The organism is Aestuariivita sp. (genome assembly GCF_049276915.1).
In the GTDB taxonomy this organism is placed as follows: Bacteria; Pseudomonadota; Alphaproteobacteria; order Rhodobacterales; family Rhodobacteraceae; genus Aestuariivita.
This window is the reverse complement of record NZ_JBASXK010000163.1, coordinates 1-2,376: the sequence shown is the minus strand read 5'-3', so window position 1 is coordinate 2,376 and position 2,376 is coordinate 1. Positions and strand designations below refer to the sequence as shown.

The 2,376-nt window shown below is 61.0% G+C and carries 3 protein-coding genes; all 3 read left to right on the top strand.

What is annotated here, in order from left to right; translation table 11 throughout:
* Positions 1 to 845, top strand: an 845-nt coding sequence (locus WAO69_RS17160) for a phage portal protein (protein WP_422181390.1), incomplete at its 5' end; no start/stop codon positions are given.
* Between the two features lie 4 nt (positions 846 to 849).
* Positions 850 to 1,959: a head maturation protease, ClpP-related gene (locus WAO69_RS17155; protein WP_422181388.1), complete on the top strand. Its 1,110-nt coding sequence runs from the start codon at positions 850 to 852 to the stop codon at positions 1,957 to 1,959.
* 6 nt (positions 1,960 to 1,965) lie between these two features.
* The gene (locus WAO69_RS17150) at positions 1,966 to 2,337 is read left to right on the top strand and encodes a head decoration protein (RefSeq protein WP_422181386.1); all 372 of its coding nucleotides are present in this window, start codon (positions 1,966 to 1,968) and stop codon (positions 2,335 to 2,337) included.
* Positions 2,338 to 2,376 lie beyond the last annotated feature (39 nt).

Below are 2,376 nucleotides of genomic sequence, written 5' to 3'. Positions count from 1 at the left end.
ACATCTACCGCCCCATTGATGCGGGTCAGATCCGTGGCTTGCCCCATGTTGCGCCCGCGATGGTGCGGTTGTTCCTGCTTGATCAGTATGATGACGCCGAACTAGATCGCAAAAAGACAGCAGCAATGTTTGCCGGCTTCATCACCAAGACAGCGCCGGAAGATCCGATGATGGGCGAGGGCGAGGCGGATCTTGGTGGCGCAGCTATGGCTAGCCTTGAGCCCGGCACCATGCAGGTTCTGCTGCCGGGCGAGGATGTGAAGTTCTCGAGCCCCGCGGATGTTGGTGGCGGCTATGAGGCGTTTCAATATCGCACGTTGCTTGCGGTGTCTGCCTCGCTGGGGCTGCCCTATCACCTTGTGACCGGTGATGTCCGGCAGGCGAACTATTCCAGCCTGAGGGCAGAACTGGTTGAGTTCCGCCGGCGCGTGCAACAGTTGCAGCACGGGGTGATTGCGCATCAGCTCTGCCGACCGATTTGGCGACGCTGGCTGGATACAGCACAGCTGGTGGGTCGGCTTAATCTGCCTGACCCCGCGGCTGCGCGCACGGTACAGTGGATCCCGCCCCGGTGGGATTGGGTCGATCCCTTGAAAGACATTCAGGCGCAGGTGCTGGCGATGGAGGCGGGCATCACCTCAAGACGCAAGGTGGTCGAGGCCACGGGCTATGATGTCGAGGAGGTCGACCGTGAAAACGCGGCCGATGCTGCGCGGACAAAGCAGTTGGGGCTCGTGTACCGCACCAGCCCAGGCGAGACGCAAGGTGCGCGGGCAACACCGAGCCAGACGTCGGAACCAGATGACAAAGGCGACGAGTCCGCCGCTCAATCCAAACAGGAGTGACACCATGAACAGTTGGTACACGATCCGTGCCCGGGCAACGGGCGCGGAAGTGCTGATCTATGACGAAATCGGCGCCTACGGCGTTTCTGCCAAAGGGTTTCTGGCCGAGCTGGGCACGCTGCCAGATGATGCGCCTATTGATTTGCGCCTCAATAGCCCTGGAGGCTCAGTCTTTGATGCGGTTGCAATCTATAACGCCCTGAAGCGTCATGCAGGCACAATTACAGTCTGGATCGATGGTATCGCGGCCTCCGCTGCGAGCTACATTGCCATGGCGGGCGACGAGATCGTCATGCCGGAAAACGCTTTTCTGATGATCCATGACCCGTCTGGCGTTGTCATGGGCACGGCCGCAGACATGCGCGACATGGCCGGCACGTTGGACAAGATCGCAGCCAGCATGACGCGGGGATACGCGGCCAAATCCGGCAAGCCGGAGGCTGAAATCGCGGCATTGCTGTCGGCGGAGACATGGTTTGACGCAAAAGATGCGTTGGAGGCGGGGCTTGCCACGCGCATGGCAGAGCCGGTGCGGATTGCCGCCAGCTTTGATATCGGGCGGTTCCGTAACGTCCCGCCTGAACTGGTTGAGGCAGTTGAGGCCATCGCGCCTGACCCCGCAACCACAGCCAGGGAAATCGTTGGAGACGATAACGGTGTGGCAGGCAATGACGCTGCGCCAATCGCATCTGATCCCGCGACCAAGGTTCCCGCCGGGAACGTTGATCCGGTGGCAACAACCGCTGATCCTACGTGTACAAGTGTGCAGGATGAGGGTCTTCAGGCCGGAAACGCCCAATCGCGTGCGGCAGAGAACTGCGCTGCAGCCTCCAACGCACCACCCGACGCACCACTCGACGCTGGGGCGATCCGCGCTGAGGCGATGTCTCATGCCCGCGCTGTGATCGATCTTTGCCGCCTTGCGGGCCAGCCGCAGATGGCAGGTCGTTTCCTAGAGGAAGACGTGGGGCTCGACGAGGTCCGCCACCGCCTTCTCGCAGCCAAGGCCGAGGCAACCCCCGACATCACAGCGGCACATGCTCAACCCGGGCGCGGGGCCAACACCCAATCCTGGGGCGATGTGATCGCCCGTACATTCCGCCAAAAAGGATAATCGTTCATGACCATGCTCACAGAAGGAAAACACACAGGCGGCTTTCTCGTCTGGGAAGTGCTGCGTGATTACACCCGCGAAACCGTGACCATCGCCTCTGGCGCAGGTAAGCTTGAGCCTGGCACGGTGCTTGGAAGAATTACCACCGGCGGAAAATACACAAGCTTTGCACCTGGCGCGTCCAACGGCAGTCAGAACGCTTCTGGCATCCTGTGGGACTCTGTGGATGCGAGCGCATCTGATGCCCCTGGGGTTGTCCTTCTCCGAGGCCCTGCCATCGCTAATCGCCACGACCTCGTCTGGCCTGATGGTGCAACCGAAGCCCAGATCACTGCCGCCACAACTGCGCTCGCCTCAATTGGCATCATTCTGCGCTGAGGCGTAGCCCCAAACCCATTACATTAAGGAGGCTGGCTT